Source organism: Winogradskyella alexanderae, assembly GCF_020166335.1.
Classification (GTDB): Bacteria; Bacteroidota; Bacteroidia; order Flavobacteriales; family Flavobacteriaceae; genus Winogradskyella; species Winogradskyella alexanderae.
On the sequence record NZ_JAIUJR010000007.1, the window covers coordinates 66,966 to 81,961 of the forward strand.

The window sequence follows — 14,996 nt, forward strand, 5'->3', positions numbered from 1 at the left end:
TTTATATATATTCTCCCCCTGTTATTCGTATTAAAGAGCCAGTTGTCATTGCGGAACTATCTGATATAAAGTACATTACTGCTGGCACAGGATCTTTTGGATTTAACATCCTACCCATTGGAATAATATCCTTTGCTCTATTTTTGAGTTCATTTTCACTTTCTCCTTCTTCCTCTCTTAGATTTATTTCACCTTCAGTGTTTGTCCAGCCCATGACCAAATAGTTAGATCTAATTCCATATTTCGCGTAATGATGTGCAATATGATTTGATAGTGTGTAAAGGCTACTTTTTGTAAGTGCATAAGCTGTACGATCTTCTTGACCATAATCCATATGAGCTGAACCAAAGAAGACAATAGAGCCCGATTGGTTTTTTTTCATGGATTTTAAAACATGCTTTAACAAGAAATATGGCGCTTTTAGGTTAACATTGAAAACAGTGTCAAATGTTTCTTCGTTGGTTTCTGTAATAGAGGCAACTGGTGTTATACCAGAATATATAATTAAAGCATCTATTTTTCCAAACCGATTTACGGTTTTGTCATAATATGCTTCTATACCGTCAATAGTAGTTAAATCAATTTTGTGGAAGTAAAGCTTCTTTTTATCTTCTGAATTTTGAATAATCTCCTTTCCTTTCCTTTCATCTCTTCCGCAAAATGAAACATTATAACCTTTTGCAAGACAGGATTTAAGGATTTCATTTCCAACACCTTTTGTTCCTCCTAATATCATTACTGTCTTCATATACTTATAAAAAACAAACACATAGTATTACAAGTTCAAATCTAAATATTAAATATTTAAATCTTGCTTTTTTTCCACATAAGGATTTGATATTCGGTAAAACTATTGAAAAGATGAATTTCTTTCACTTTAACAGTTTTTATTGAATTTTATCCTGAGACTCAGGCTAATCAATTTTTATTAAGGAAGAGGTTTTTATGCCGTTTGAAATATTTATGATATAGAGGTTGCCGTTGGTATTATCTTCAATCATCTCATATTTTTTTTCTCCAATAAGTTGATTTGCTATCATTGGGGTAGTATTGCTATGACCAACAATTAAAACGGTTTTCCCTTTAGTTTTCATTTTAAAGGTATTTATGTCAAAGTTTCTAGGGTCGTAAATTTCTACGTGAAGATTATTGGCATTTGCAGTTGGTAATGCGGTTTCTTTTGTTCTATTGTAGTTAGTAGAATAGACTTTATCAAAATTTACGTCACTAAGAATTTTTGTCCAGTTTTTTGCACGATTTAAGCCTGCTGTCGTTAAATGAGGGTCACTATTTGACTTGTCAGTGCGGTCTTTCTCAGCATGCCTGATTAAATAGTAAGTAGTTGTCTGAGCAGTTTTGTATTCTTCCATAAAAGGACCTTCCCAGAGAACTTCTTCTATCATCCATTTCCCGTCATCTTTTGAGAGTAATACATAATCTATGCCCCAAGTTGCAGTTACTTTCGCAGCGGCAATATGATTTGCAATTTCCAAGACATCTACACTTCGCATTTCGGTTTCATCTCTTAATTTACCTTGGTCCTTGAGACGTTGTGCTAACTTTAAGGCATTAGTGTAGCTTAAGTGTTCATAATAATTATATTTTCCGGTATCCTGATTTTTTAAATAACCGAATTTATATAACCTAGGCTTTAATGCCGCTTTTAATTTGGTTGTATCACCTTGGTAGAAGCCGTCTATGTAGTTGTTTAAGGTAATTTTAATTTGTTCTTCCTCGGTATTTTGTGCAATGCCGTTAGTTAAAATAAAAAAGACAAAAAGGGAAAAAAGACATTTCATTTTGAGTAAGCTGGGTTGATTAACTCAAAGATAATTTAGAATTAGAGGTAATGTCGAAAAAGTATGTTAAATATCTAGGCCAGTTCAAGAGCGATTTCGATCATACTTTTAAAAGTAGTTTCGCGCTCTTTGCTTGTTGTACGTTCGCCAGTTACTAAAGAGTCTGATATGGTTAGAATTGCTAGTGCATTAACATTGTGCTTAGCAGCGACAGTATATAAACCAGCAGCTTCCATTTCTACACATAAAACACCAAACTTAGACCACTTTTTATAGGATTTGATGTCATCCTCGTAGAATTCGTCTGATGATAACACATTACCAGCCTTTATTGGAATATTTTTTTCTTTTGCTACCTCGACTGCTTTATTAAATAGTCCAAAATCAGCAGTGGGAGCGTAGTCTGCACCTCCAAATCGTAACTCATTTACACCTGAGGTCGAGGACGCAGCCATTGCCAGTACAACATCTCTGATTTTTACATCTTTCTGATATGAACCCGCACTACCAACTCTTATAAGATTTTTTACACCAAAATCCTTTATAAGTTCGTTGGCATATATTGAAATGCTTGGGATTCCCATGCCACTTCCCATTGTCGAGATTTGTTTGCCTTTGTAGGTGCCAGTGTAGCCTAACATGCCTCTTATTTCGTTAAAACAAACTGGGTTTTCAAAAAATGTTTCCGCAATCCATTTTGCTCTTAATGGATCTCCTGGTAATAAAATAGTTTCTGCAATATCGCCTTTCTTGGCGCCAATGTGTACGCTCATGCGGTAAAGGTAATCAAAGTAAGAGAATATTAATAGTCAGTAGCAATTCTTAGATTGTTCATCATGGCAACACCAGCAGACGCACCAATCCTGTCCACACCTGCCTCAATATATCTGAGTGCCGTTTCTGCATCCCTAATTCCACCAGAAGCCTTAATTCTTAATTGATCTTTAACGGTCTTTCGCATTATTTTAACCGCAGTAAGTGTAGCACCACTTTTGGAAAATCCTGTAGAGGTTTTTACAAAATCTGCTTTTGCGTCAATACATATTTCGCAAGCCTTTACAATTTCATTTTTTGAAAGTTCGCTAATTTCTAAGATAACTTTTAATGGAATAAGACCAATAGCGCGTTTTACGGCACTTATATCTTTAAGAACTTCTACATGGTTATTGCTTTTTAATCTGCCAATGTTAATAACCATATCTATTTCTGATGCGCCATGTTCAATGGCTTTTTTTGCTTCGAATACCTTCGCTTCTGTAGACATTGCACCAAGTGGAAATCCTACAACTGTGCAGACCTTTACATCTGAGCTACCTAACGCCTGCCTAGCAAAGGTTACATAACTGCTATTAACACAAACCGAGTAAAACTTATATTTAAGTGCTTCCTCACATAGGTTTAAAATATCAGACTCGGTAGCAGAGGCACTTAATAGGGTATGGTCTATAAATCTGTTTAATTCCATTTAATTTATTTGTAGGGTTTTATCAAAAAATGCTATGGTAATTCACTCTTATTTTAGAGGGATTACATGACAAAATTGAGGGTGTCTTAAGTACTGTGGAATTAAATAGCTCGATAAAAGTAGTAATTTATCCGTTAAAACGAATAATAAATCAAAAAAATTGCCATGCAATTCGTCGAAAACTTTTTTTTCTTTGTGGTCAGTTATTGAAAATGAGTTGTTTAATAAAGGTATGGTATAAAAAAAAGAGCCCTCTGGTAGGCTCCTTTTTTATATAGATTAGGTGATTTCAATCCTCTTCTCTAACCGGAGTAACTATATATCCTTCTTCTTTTAGCAAACTAATTACTCCTTTTTCTCCGGCAAGATGTCCGGCACCAACCCCAAAAAACGTGGCCTGATCTTCTGCAAAAGCCTTAATTTTTGGTATCCAATTACTATTTCTATTGTCTAATAGTATGTTTTGATATTCTGCAACACCTGTGTAATTTTCATCATTCATCATGTCCTGCATTGCAGTGATATCTTCGTTTTTATAAACCTCGAGTAATTTGGCAAAGTTTGCTTTATCATAAACTAGATTATCCTTTGCGGTTCTCACCAGATCCTTCACTTGAGCTTCATATGGTATCTCTTCAAATACCTGAATTTGGTCTTCAATTGTCTCTAAACCAAATATTTCTTCATTTTGCTCTTCTGCTATTTTCATCAATTGCAATTCAAAGGATTGCATTGGACAATCAAGGTATTTTGGATAAAGCATGGACATCAGAAAGAAAGGTTTAACATTCTGCATCATCTTCACGGAACTTCCTAAATTTTTAATGAAGAGGGAATCTATGGATTGATATTCTTCTTCGCTGACAAGATCTTTTAGGGTTTTACCATCTTTCATATACATACCTTTCATCATCCCAACCTGTAATTCTGGGTCATCCATATCCAATTCTAATACAATTTGCGTTGTTCTATCTAATGCATTTAAGACATCATTTTCTAATGTTGCATCGCAAGTTATATGGATGGTTCCAAATAAATAGGACGGTTTATCCAAACCGTTACCCTCAATTTTCCAAAGTGTTGAATTTTCTAATTTTTGTGCATTAAGACTAAGAATTGACAAAAATGCAATTACTATTAGTGAAGCGTGTTTTTTCATGTTTTTTAATTTTGGTAAATAAGTAGTAAAAAATTAAGTTTTGTTACAAAACAGGAAAGCAACGTCGTGTTCGGCCTTTTTATCAGCTTGAATTTGACGTTGCTTTTAACCAACCAATCATTATAAAGACTATTTAAAACCCATATTGTTACATTGAGTTTTAGAATTCTTCGATTACAAGGTCACCTTGATTTCTGAAGACTAATTTATCATCAAAGGCATCAAGTAAAATAATGCTTTCCGTTGTAACTCGACCTGATAAAATCTCCTTGCTAAGTTGATTTAAAACTTCCTTTTGAATAACACGTTTTACAGGTCTTGCGCCATACTCTGGATTATAGCCTTTCTCTGCTAAATACGCTTTAGCTTCTGGAGTAGCATCGAAGGTAATACCTTGAGATGCAATCATTTTAGTCACATTCTTTAACTGAAGATCTACGATGTCTACTATATTTTCTTTTGACAGAGGCGTAAACATTATAGTGTCATCAATTCGGTTAAGAAATTCTGGTCTAACACTTTGTTTCAGCAATGCAAGAACATCAACTTTTGCACTTTCTATTGCAGATTGAATGTCTTTAGTAGCTTCAAATCGTTCTTGGATAATTTGGCTTCCCATGTTGGATGTCATAATAATGATCGTGTTTTTAAAATCTGCTACACGACCTTTGTTATCTGTCAACCTACCTTCATCCAAAACTTGTAAAAGAACATTGAAGGTATCAGGATGTGCCTTTTCAATTTCGTCCAATAGAACAACTGAATAAGGTTTACGTCTTACAGCTTCAGTTAATTGACCTCCTTCATCGTAGCCTACGTATCCTGGAGGTGCACCCACTAATCTACTAACAGCGTGACGTTCTTGATATTCGCTCATATCAATACGTGTCATGGCATTTTCATCATCAAACAAATATTCTGCTAGGGCTTTAGCAAGCTCAGTTTTACCTACCCCAGTTGTACCTAAAAACAGAAATGTTCCTATTGGTTTCTGAGGATTTTGAAGCCCAGCTCGGGAACGTCTTACGGCATCACTGACTGCTTCAATAGCCTCCTCTTGTCCAACAACACGTTTGTGCAGTTCATCTTCAAGTTTAAGTAACTTTTCGCGTTCGCTTTGAATCATCTTTGTTACTGGGATTCCGGTCCATTTTGCTACTACATCTGCAATATCCTCATAAGTTACTTCTTCCTTAATGAGTGCTGTTTCTTGCTGTTCGGCAAGTTGCTTCTGAAACGATTCCAGTTTTTCAGTGGCTTCTTTTATTTTACCATATCGAATTTCTGCTACTTTGCCATAATCACCTTCGCGCTCTGCACGTTCTGCTTCAAGTTTGTAGTTTTCAATTTCTTGTTTGATATTTTGAACGTTTTCTACCGTCTCTTTTTCACTCTTCCATTTAGCATTGAGTTCATTACGCTCCTCCTTAAGATTAGCTAAGTCTGATTTTAAAGATTTTAACTTCGCATCATCTTTCTCGCGCTTAATCGCTTCATGTTCAATTTCTAACTGCATTATTTTTCTATCCAATACATCTAATTCCTCAGGTTTTGAGTTAATCTCCATACGCAATTTTGAAGCCGCCTCATCCATTAGGTCAATAGCCTTATCAGGCAAAAATCTATTGGTTATGTATCTATTTGAGAGCTCCACTGCACCAATTATAGCCTCATCCTTAATGCGGACTTTATGATGTGTTTCGTATTTTTCCTTTATACCGCGCAGAATCGAAATTGCACTTTCTGTATCAGGCTCGTCTACAGTTACCTTTTGGAAACGACGTTCTAATGCTTTGTCTTGTTCAAAGTATTTTTGATATTCATCTAGAGTAGTGGCACCAATAGCACGCAATTCGCCACGAGCTAAGGCTGGTTTAAGTATGTTCGCAGCATCCATTGCACCTTGACCACCACCAGCACCAACTAAAGTGTGAATCTCGTCTATAAAAAGAACAATGTCGCCATCACTTGTCGTTACTTCTTTGATTACGGCCTTTAAACGTTCTTCAAATTCACCTTTAAATTTTGCACCAGCAATAAGTGCACCCATATCTAAAGCGAAGATTTGTTTGTCTTTAAGGTTTTCTGGAATATCACCATCTATAATTCGATGGGCTAAGCCCTCAGCAATAGCCGTTTTACCTGTTCCTGGCTCACCAACTAAAATGGGGTTGTTTTTAGTTCTGCGCGATAGGATTTGAAGAATTCTCCTTATTTCTTCATCACGACCAATAACAGGATCCAACTTGCCATCACGGGCTAGTTGATTTAGATTTTTTGCATATTTGTTCAAAGCATTATAGGTTTCTTCCTGACTTTGTGAAGTTACTCGGTCACCTTTTCTAAGCTCATCTATAGCTGCATTTAAATTCTTTTCCGTCACACCTTGATCTTTCAAAATTTGTGCAACTTTGCTGTTAGATTTGAATATTGCAAGGACTAGGTGCTCAATAGATACAAAGTCGTCATTCATTTTTTTAGCAATGATTGAAGCTTCATTTAGAGCTTTACCAGCCTCACGGGAAAGCATAATTTCACCACCAGTGACCTTAGAAAAACTTTGAAGCTCTTTATCGAGAATCTGCTGCAGTATATTGACATTTACATTCAGCTTTTTTAATAAAAAAGGCAGAACGTTTTCATCGACGTTGAATAGCGCTTTGAAAATGTGCTCATTTTCAATTTGTTGATGTCCAAAGCTTTGAGCAAGTTGCTGTGCCTGCTGAATAGCTTCTTGTGATTTAATTGTATAATTATTAAAATTCATCTTTTTTATGTATTAATCAATTTTTGTGTTTACGTATATTTAGACAATAATCTTACCAACTAAAAACTGTAAGAAAAAAATGACAAAATGTCTGTTGTTTTTAGCAAATAGATGACGTTTTGTCAAAATGTAAGCAACATGTATTAAAACGACTATTATAAAAAATGTCACTATGTTTAAGAAATTGTTTGGCTCGTCTGAGCCTAAAGAGGAAAAAATATTGCCATGGATTCATCTGACAAGTATGATCCAATTAGATGAAATAGCAGAAAAATCTAAAACTAAAACACAATTAATTTTTAAGCATTCGACACGATGCGGTATCAGCAGAATGGTTTTAAACCAGTTTGCAGACCAATATCAGTTAGAAAATAACGCAGACTTGTACTATTTAGACTTACTAAATAATAGGGACGTATCAAATGAAGTTGCATCTAAATTTCAAGTTATTCACCAGTCACCACAATTATTAATATTAAATAATGGAGTAGTTGTGGCACATGATTCCCATGGAGCAATTAATGAATTGGACCTTGTTAAATATATTTAGATTTAGATAAAGATGGCTTTTAACATCTATAAACGTATAGCAATTTTAAATTGTCATGGATAACTGTTAATAATCTGAATATTTTTTTATTGCCACTTACACAAATATATCAGGGTTTTATTATCCCCTATGACACTGACAAATCACATAGTATTTAAGGTGATTTTTTGCTATCTTAGTAGTTAATGCTAATCAATATAAATAGACTTTTTCTCAAGCTTTTATTGTGTGTTATTGGATTTTCACTAAATGCACAACAATATGGCTATATGCAATACAATTCTGAATCTGGAGCACCCTTTGATAAGGTTGCCACTGTACTTCAAGATCGTGAAGGATTTGTATGGATTGGAAGTCAAAATGGATTATATAGGTTTGATGGTTCTAATTTTGATATCTACAGTATACATACGGAGAGTCAATCAATCCATCAGCTACATTCCAATAAAAATAGTATTGTATTTGTAAATGACAAAGGCTTATACCAAATAGAAACTATTGTTGGCGAGCCAAAATTTTCGAAAATACTAGAGGGAACTATTAACGAGACGGAAGAGTCACCATTTTACCCTAATGATTTTATCTTCTCTAAGGATGAGTCTATTTGGATTAGCCAATCCAATCACAGTATTGGTAAATGGCATGACAATAGCTTCGAAACATATTGTTTTACTGACTCGGAAAATGCTCAAAATATTGTGTTGCAAGAAGATTCCCAAGGCGGTATTTGGGCCTTGAGTCCTCTTGATGGTTTGTATTTGTATAATCCAAGTACAAATAAATTTGATAAAAAATTAGATATTAAAAATGGTCAGGCTCTAATTGAACACAATAATCAACTTCTTGTAGGGAATGAAAATTTGCATATATTCTCAATTACCTCAAATTCCCTTAAAGAGATAAAAACATTAGTACTTCAGGATGATTTAATTACGGCATTAAATATTGACCATAACAATCAGTATTACGTAGGCACGGAAAAAGGTAACCTATTTAAGTTGAAAGATTTAAATAGTTCACCACAAACAATCTATGGTGCTAATGAAGCACACCGGGTCGAAAAATTGGATTTTGGACCAATCAATGAAATTTATATAACAACAGATAATATTAGTAATAAGGATCAGCTTTGGGTTAGTTCTGACACTGGACTTTGGTTACTTGAACAACGTTTTTTTAAGACGGTTGACAACTTGCCGATGAATAATCCGATTGGTATTTCCATAAGCAAAGAGGGTAAGGCTTGGGTTCCTATTAATTATATTTTTGAGATATTCTCCACAGAAACTGGTTTTGATTCGAAGATTATACATAAGGATGTCCAGGCTAATGCAGTAGCGATCGATGTTCAAGGTGCACTATGGGTCACGACAACAACGCCGCGAGTTGAACTCTTAAAATTTGAAAATGATAAAATTGTAAAACGTTATGACTTTCATGATAGAGGAGAATCCATTTTTTATTTATATCCTGATAGTGAGGGCAACGTTTGGTTTAATCAAGCACCAATTGATAAACCAATTATAGGTATTGCAAAAATAGACACTAATGGAAACGTTAAATTTTATGATGAGACTAAAGGATTTTCCAGTCGTGTTTTGGCCTTGAAAGAAAGTAGTAGAGGTGAAGTTTATGCAGTAGGAATAGGCGAAAAAAGCTATTTATATAAATTTGATGCTGTACAAGATCGATTCATTAATCTGAGTCCTAAACTTCCATTTAATGCAATTTTAAATTTCGAAGTTCATGATCTTACAATCGATGACAGAGGTATTGTTTGGTTGGCTTCAACAGATGGCTTACTACGTTACGATGGTGAGAAAATCACATTGGTTCAGAACGATATTTTGGGACAGGAGGAAGTAAGAGGAGTTACACATTATTCCAACAATAATATCTGGGTAGCTACCGCTACTAAAGGATTGGTGTTTCATAAAGAGAATACATCAACCCATTTGGGTGAATCTGAAGGTTTACCTGCAGTCATTAGTGCGTACCGATGTATTGCAACAGATAATGAAGGCAGGCTTTGGGTAGGAACTGCAGAAGGATTGGTTTATTCAAGAATTTCGGCGTCTACATTACCCAATTCTCATACTCCTAGAATAAGGAAAGTATTTGTTGATAGAACCGAAGAGACTATTGATTTTAATTCTGTTTTTGAAGTAGATCAACGTAAACCATTTGAATTGCAGTTTACAAATTTATCGTTTCCATCAAAAAATGTGCAGTACCAATATAGACTACTGCCCAAGGAAGACAGAGATATCTTACTAGTAGAACAATTATGGGAGTCTAATGCTAATGGTAATAGTATTAAGCTAGATGACATTGAACTTGGAGATTATTCATTGGAGGTTAGAGCAAGGCAGCCTGGCGGTTACCAGTGGAGTGAACCGTTAGAAATTGAGTTGTATGTTTTTACACCTTGGTATTCTAAAATGTGGTTTATATATGGATTGGTTTTATTGGGGATTGTTCTTGTAGGGTTCTATTTTAGGGTTTATGTCAGAAGACGATTTAAAAGATTTCAGGATATTTTGAAGTACTCTAACGAGAAATTAGCCAAAAAAGAAGAACAGCTCAATGAGAAAATAAAGGAATTAGAGGAGAAGGGAGACCAACTCGTGAGCGCGACCTCCAATATTCATACATTAGAATTATTCATTAAAGAAATTCCAAAAAAAGCAAGTTGGAACGACATTATCACAGCTATGGGCAAGGCCGTTGCTGAGTCTGTAGATGTTAATGCTTTTGAGATTGCCTTTAAAGAGAATGAAGAAATTGTGCATAAAGGCTATTCAAATCAAGAGCGCAGTGGTTATACGTTTCGTGCAAAACCTTTTAATGCCAAGACAAGTTTAACTTGTTGGGCAATGGAGAACAATCAGGAGGTATTAATAAACGATTTTGAAAAGGAACATACAATGTACATTCAGGAAAAAGATGTCTACAGATTTAGGTCACTTCTTTTTATTCCTTTTAGCTTAGACAATGACCAGCCTGTTGTCCTGTGTGCATATAGTACAAAGCAGAATCATTTTGATTCTAATGATCTTATCATGTTCAGAATATTAGCTCAATTCATACATTTCTCTATTCATGACGAATTAACCAAACAGCTATGAGAAAAATGCTTGCTTATATATTGACTTTATCATTGTTAGTTTTGAATAGCCTTCAAGTCTTTGCACAAACTGATACTCTTACCGTAGGTATTTATCAAAATCCTCCGTTTGTGATTAAGTCTGAAGGTAATAATTTTGAAGGATTGAGTATAGAGTTATGGGAAAATATAGCAAAATCGTCTAAACTTAACTTCAAATATGAACTTCATTCGGATTTCATTAGTATTCTAAAAAAGTTGGAATATAAAGAAATAGATATCACTATAAATCCAATGGATGTGAATGACCTTAGGGTAGAGAAATTTGATATGACCCAACCATACTCAATATCTAGTATCGGCGTAGCAATACCTTACTTAAACAGATCTACCTTCTCTGTTTTTGTAAGTAATATCTTTTCCATCGAATTCTTTGAAATTATACTTTTGCTTATATTCATAATTTTTGTTTTTGGTTTCTTTTTGTGGTTGGTAGAACGCAAGCATAATAAGTTTCAATTCCGACCGGGTCTACTGGGTCTTTTTGATGGATTATGGTGGTCGGCAGTTACTATGACAACGGTAGGATATGGTGATAAAGCACCAAAAACCAATCAAGGAAAAGCAATAGCAATAGTTTGGATGTTTACTGCCGTAATCATTATTTCTAGTTTTACTGCAGGTATTGCTTCGACGTTAACCATTTCAGGTTTACAAACAGATATTCATAATGCCGAGGATATTAGGCTGGTTGAAAAAATCAGTACTGTTGGTGCATCTAATGGTGAGGTCTATCTTAATCAAGAAGGAATTTCAATTAATCAAACGTATGCTTCTCCAATACTAGCTCTGAGGGCAATAGCAAAGAAGGATAATGATGTCTTATTATATGATAAATCTGTATTGCAATATTACATTAATAGGCTTTCGCTTAATGAAAAAGTAAAATTATTACCTTTCACTTTAAAGGAAAACTACCAAAGTTTTATGCTACCTAAAAACCATAAGTATTTTGACAAAATCAATGTTGGCTTAATGAAAGAAATACAAAAAGATCATTGGATAGATTTACAAAGAAAGTATGACGTACAAGAAAAATAAGGTCTAATTTTTGCTAAGCTTTGTTAAAGTAATTCTGAAATAAAAAACCTCCCTTTTAGGGAGGTTTTTGTTTACAAACTTGCTATTCTTCTTGTATTAATAAATCGTTTTAATTGAACTTTTAAATCTTCACCAGAGTCATATACCATTTGTTCATCTGATGGGAAAGGCATTTGACTTTGTCTTAGTAGGTTTCTGTCATCTCTATTAAGCGCTCTTCTGTCACCTCGATAACGGCCAAAAATATTTTCAAAGACAAAACCACTATTAAGTGTAAATGAATCAACAATTTGATTTTGTCTTAAATCTTTATAAACTATATCTGCGGTAACTTGTGCAGACTTGGTTTGCAATACCTCATAGAATCTGGCTCTGGCAGTAACTATTCTGTCTATTTTAATGTCATTTCCTAAGCTGTCTTTGGCTACATTTCCGTTGTCATCTAACAGATACTCCCAGCCGTCAACAACGGCTCTTTCTCTTAAAAACAGCCTTTCATTAAGACGCTCAGGTGAAACATATATTTGTTTCAGTTTTAATTCCATTGAAAAATCATAATTTAAAGAATCGTTTGCTTCTGTATGATAGGTTGTCCAAAACTGATTTAAATCATAGGCATTAAGATTCTTTAGTTCTGCTTCAAGTCTTTGCGGAATAATCTGTTGCGTTTCGTTTTGAATAAATACATGCACATAATTCATGCCTGTTGCATGGGCTTCTTCCATTAAACTAGTCACATTTTCAAAATTAGGATTTATTCGGTGTACGTATTCAAATAAATCATATGCAGTTCTAGCATTTTGTTTTAGTTCTGTATCCAAAAGATCCAATCCTTTATTCATTAAATGATCCGAAGTTTTATATCTATATTCAATAAGTGCATCACTATAATCGTTGAATTCAAAACTAATCAACCTGCCATTTATGTTTATTGGCATTATGCGCTTTACTGCATTTTGCCTAGCTTCTAAATCTGCATATGTTTCATAAATAGTTTTATATAATTCTGGATTTCCATCTTTTTTTAAATGCCCAATACGTGCCAAATCTTCTTCCAAGACTTTGGCGTAGGCGTCTTTTAACATTAAAACAAAAGCATGCTTACGCTTTTTATCCTTATTGTTTTCTAGTTTTCTTAAAGCCTCAGTAATGGCAAGGTCATAATTACCATGACTTATGGCCTGTTCAATTTGTTTTTTGGCACTACAAGACATGAGTACCGAAACAAGTGCTGTGTAAAGTAAAAATCGTTTCATAATCTTGTATTTTATGGGTTATATAGGGTGGAAGTCCAATCACCATGCCAAACTAATTTGTTTAATCCTGTTTTCGATATGCTGTAAACCTTTTAAATTTGCAAAATGTTTAAAACAGACGGTTCATATCTGCATATTTTAGAAGTCGATGAAACTGAGGCACTGCCTGATTTATTTACCTATCCTTTTTATTACGAACCTCATCCTTTATGCATTAAGGCATCGTTGGAAATACAAGACTATTTAGTTTCTCAAAAAGAGTTTGAACATAATTTTGGACTAGATGATATAAAATCGGGCTTGCCTATTGGTAAGATGTTTGGTGTAATGGTGGTTGAGGATAGACATAGCAACATATTTTATTTAGCAGGGTTTTCAGGTAAGCTTGCCGAAAGCAACTTTATCACGGGTTTTGTACCACCTATTTACGACACATTAAATCCTTCTGGTTTTTATAAAAAGGGAGAGGCTGAATTAAATAGGATTAATGCTGAAATTGACGCTTTAGAACATTCGCCGCAGTATATTAATGCAAAAGCAAAGTATGAGGATTTAAAGTTTCAATTTGAAGAAGCGCTACTTGAATTTAAAGCCTTGCAAAAGAGAGAAAAGGTGGCACGTGATAAAGCACGTTTTGAAGGCCAATTACATTTAAACTCAACTCAATACAAACAACTTTTAGAAGAATTAAAAAAACAGAGCATATACTATCATTTTAGATTAAGAGATCTAAAATCAGATTGGCAAAAAAAAATAGATTGGCAAAAAAAAGTTTTATCTGGATTTGAAGAAGAAATTAATCAACTTAGAAAGAAGCGCAGGGTCAAATCAGCTAAACTTCAAAAGGCCATACATGATCAGTATCAATTTTTGAATTTTAGAGGAGAGAACAGGGACTTAAATTCAATATTTGAAAGTACACAACTAGGTCAACCACCAGCAGGAGCAGGCGAATGTGTTGCTCCTAAATTATTTCAATTTGCTTATCAAAATAAATTAAAACCAATAGCCATGGCAGAATTTTGGTGGGGTGCGTCACCGAAATCTGAAGTAAGAAGACATAAACAGTTCTACCCATCGTGTCGCGGAAAATGCGAACCCATTCTTGGGCATATGATGAAGGGCCTTGAGGTTGAGCCGAACCCAATGGAAAAGGTACCCAATGAACATACGAAACTCGAAATTATATATGAAGATGATTTTTTGTTATTAGTCAATAAACCTCATGAATTTTTATCTGTTCCAGGAAAAACCATTAAGGATTCTGTCCAAACAAGGATGAAGACCTATTTACCAGAAGCTAAAGGGCCTCTTCTAGTTCATCGATTAGACATGTCCACTTCTGGATTACTTTTGGTAGCAAAAAACGAAAAAACCCATAAAAATCTTCAAAAACAGTTTATTGAACGTTCGGTAAAAAAGCGTTACATAGCCTTACTTGACGGTGTAATTGATAAATCTGAAGGGTATATCGAATTACCTTTACGTGTTGATTTAAATAATAGGCCCAGGCAATTGGTTTGTTATGCGCACGGTAAACCAGGGAAGACCAAGTACAGAGTCCTTGCTTTAGAAAAAAATCGAACAAGAGTTCACTTCTACCCAATTACAGGAAGAACGCATCAATTAAGAGTGCATGCGGCGCATCATAAAGGTCTTGACATGCCCATTGTTGGAGATGACCTTTATGGAAAAAAAGCAGAACGATTGTACTTACATGCCGAACAATTGACTTTTGAACATCCGGTAACAAAAGAAAGACTCACTTTTACAAGTGAGCCTTCCTTCTAAGT

Annotated in this window: 11 protein-coding genes; 4 read left to right on the top strand and 7 right to left on the bottom strand. The window is 34.5% G+C overall.

The window, feature by feature from the left end:
* Position 1: 1 nt before the first annotated feature.
* From LBU54_RS10960 to clpB, 6 genes are all read right to left on the bottom strand, one after another.
* The gene (locus LBU54_RS10960; protein ID WP_224529361.1) at positions 2-748 is read right to left on the bottom strand and encodes an SDR family NAD(P)-dependent oxidoreductase; all 747 of its coding nucleotides are present in this window, start codon (positions 746-748) and stop codon (positions 2-4) included.
* A 166-nt stretch (positions 749-914) separates the two neighbouring features.
* A complete protein-coding gene (locus tag LBU54_RS10965; RefSeq protein ID WP_224529363.1) occupies positions 915-1,799 on the bottom strand; it encodes a histidine phosphatase family protein in 885 nt (294 codons plus the stop codon).
* 74 nt (positions 1,800-1,873) lie between these two features.
* Positions 1,874-2,572 (bottom strand): purine-nucleoside phosphorylase, encoded by a 699-nt coding sequence (gene deoD / locus LBU54_RS10970; protein WP_224529365.1) that lies wholly within the window; start codon positions 2,570-2,572, stop codon positions 1,874-1,876.
* A gap of 29 nt (positions 2,573-2,601) precedes the next feature.
* Positions 2,602-3,264: a deoxyribose-phosphate aldolase gene (gene deoC / locus LBU54_RS10975; protein ID WP_224529367.1), complete on the bottom strand. Its 663-nt coding sequence runs from the start codon at positions 3,262-3,264 to the stop codon at positions 2,602-2,604.
* Positions 3,265-3,553: 289 nt separating this feature from the next.
* Positions 3,554-4,423, bottom strand: coding sequence for a TraB/GumN family protein (locus LBU54_RS10980; RefSeq protein ID WP_224529369.1), 870 nt, complete (start codon positions 4,421-4,423; stop codon positions 3,554-3,556).
* 160 nt (positions 4,424-4,583) lie between these two features.
* A complete protein-coding gene (gene clpB, locus LBU54_RS10985; RefSeq protein WP_224529371.1) occupies positions 4,584-7,190 on the bottom strand; it encodes an ATP-dependent chaperone ClpB in 2,607 nt (868 codons plus the stop codon).
* Positions 7,191-7,362: 172 nt separating this feature from the next.
* On the opposite strand from clpB, the gene ytxJ reads away from it, so the two are divergent.
* The 3 genes from ytxJ (at position 7,363) to LBU54_RS11000 (ending at position 11,947) form a co-directional block, all read left to right on the top strand.
* A complete protein-coding gene (gene ytxJ / locus LBU54_RS10990) occupies positions 7,363-7,740 on the top strand; it encodes a bacillithiol system redox-active protein YtxJ (protein ID WP_224529373.1) in 378 nt (125 codons plus the stop codon).
* Positions 7,741-7,925: 185 nt separating this feature from the next.
* The gene (locus LBU54_RS10995; RefSeq protein WP_224529375.1) at positions 7,926-10,868 is read left to right on the top strand and encodes a two-component regulator propeller domain-containing protein; all 2,943 of its coding nucleotides are present in this window, start codon (positions 7,926-7,928) and stop codon (positions 10,866-10,868) included.
* Positions 10,865-11,947, top strand: a complete 1,083-nt coding sequence (locus LBU54_RS11000) for a transporter substrate-binding domain-containing protein (protein WP_224529376.1) — start codon at positions 10,865-10,867, stop codon at positions 11,945-11,947. The genes LBU54_RS10995 and LBU54_RS11000 overlap by 4 nt, the downstream gene beginning before the upstream one ends.
* Before the next feature lie 71 nt (positions 11,948-12,018).
* On the opposite strand, the gene LBU54_RS11005 is transcribed toward LBU54_RS11000, so the two are convergent.
* Entirely contained in the window at positions 12,019-13,203 is a 1,185-nt protein-coding gene (locus LBU54_RS11005) for a hypothetical protein (protein ID WP_224529378.1), read from the bottom strand.
* 105 nt (positions 13,204-13,308) lie between these two features.
* Between LBU54_RS11005 and LBU54_RS11010 the strand changes: the two genes are divergently transcribed.
* Positions 13,309-14,994 (top strand): RluA family pseudouridine synthase, encoded by a 1,686-nt coding sequence (locus LBU54_RS11010; RefSeq protein WP_224529380.1) that lies wholly within the window; start codon positions 13,309-13,311, stop codon positions 14,992-14,994.
* Positions 14,995-14,996: the final 2 nt, after the last annotated feature.

Bases quoted from the DNA above. Each gene is read 5' to 3' on its own strand.
- clpB (WP_224529371.1), bottom strand. From the start codon at position 7,190: ATGAATTTTAATAATTATACAATTAAATCACAAGAAGCTATTCAGCAG.
- LBU54_RS10995 (WP_224529375.1), top strand. From the start codon at position 7,926: ATGCTAATCAATATAAATAGACTTTTTCTCAAGCTTTTATTGTGTGTT.
- deoD (WP_224529365.1), bottom strand. From the start codon at position 2,572: ATGAGCGTACACATTGGCGCCAAGAAAGGCGATATTGCAGAAACTATT.
- LBU54_RS11005 (WP_224529378.1), bottom strand. From the start codon at position 13,203: ATGAAACGATTTTTACTTTACACAGCACTTGTTTCGGTACTCATGTCT.
- deoC (WP_224529367.1), bottom strand. From the start codon at position 3,264: ATGGAATTAAACAGATTTATAGACCATACCCTATTAAGTGCCTCTGCT.
- ytxJ (WP_224529373.1), top strand. From the start codon at position 7,363: ATGTTTAAGAAATTGTTTGGCTCGTCTGAGCCTAAAGAGGAAAAAATA.
- LBU54_RS11010 (WP_224529380.1), top strand. From the start codon at position 13,309: ATGTTTAAAACAGACGGTTCATATCTGCATATTTTAGAAGTCGATGAA.
- LBU54_RS11000 (WP_224529376.1), top strand. From the start codon at position 10,865: ATGAGAAAAATGCTTGCTTATATATTGACTTTATCATTGTTAGTTTTG.
- LBU54_RS10980 (WP_224529369.1), bottom strand. From the start codon at position 4,423: ATGAAAAAACACGCTTCACTAATAGTAATTGCATTTTTGTCAATTCTT.
- LBU54_RS10960 (WP_224529361.1), bottom strand. From the start codon at position 748: ATGAAGACAGTAATGATATTAGGAGGAACAAAAGGTGTTGGAAATGAA.
- LBU54_RS10965 (WP_224529363.1), bottom strand. From the start codon at position 1,799: ATGAAATGTCTTTTTTCCCTTTTTGTCTTTTTTATTTTAACTAACGGC.